At 60.9% G+C, this 350-nt stretch carries 1 protein-coding gene; it reads left to right on the forward strand.

What is annotated here, in order from left to right:
• A partial coding sequence (locus IM265_RS21590) for a hypothetical protein (RefSeq protein WP_193056024.1) occupies positions 1-350 on the forward strand: 350 nt, incomplete at both ends.

The raw sequence follows: 350 nt of genomic DNA on the forward strand, positions 1-350 counted from the left end.
GACGCGGGTTACAGCATTAAAGTGACGGTAATTCCGGAGGGCAGCAGCCAGCCTCAGCTGCAGGGCGATACACAGCACAGCCCGGCGGTGGATGCCTATGGTGCGCCGTCAATAACCAATCTGCATATCTCCGGCACGCCGAAGGTGGGGCAGACCCTGAGTGCGGAATACACCTTCACGGCAAACGGTTCCGGGACGGACGCCTCCAGCTTCCAGTGGCAATGGCAGGATGGTGCAACATGGAAGAATGCTGCAGGCGGCACGGCAAGAACGTTTACGCTTCCAGACAGCTATGCGGGCTACAGCGTGCGGGTGGTGGTAACGCCGAAAGGCAGCAGCCAGCCGTCGCT

It is taken from the genome of Enterobacter cloacae complex sp. P17RS (assembly GCF_014895885.1).
GTDB classification, from domain to species: Bacteria; Pseudomonadota; Gammaproteobacteria; order Enterobacterales; family Enterobacteriaceae; genus Enterobacter; species Enterobacter bugandensis.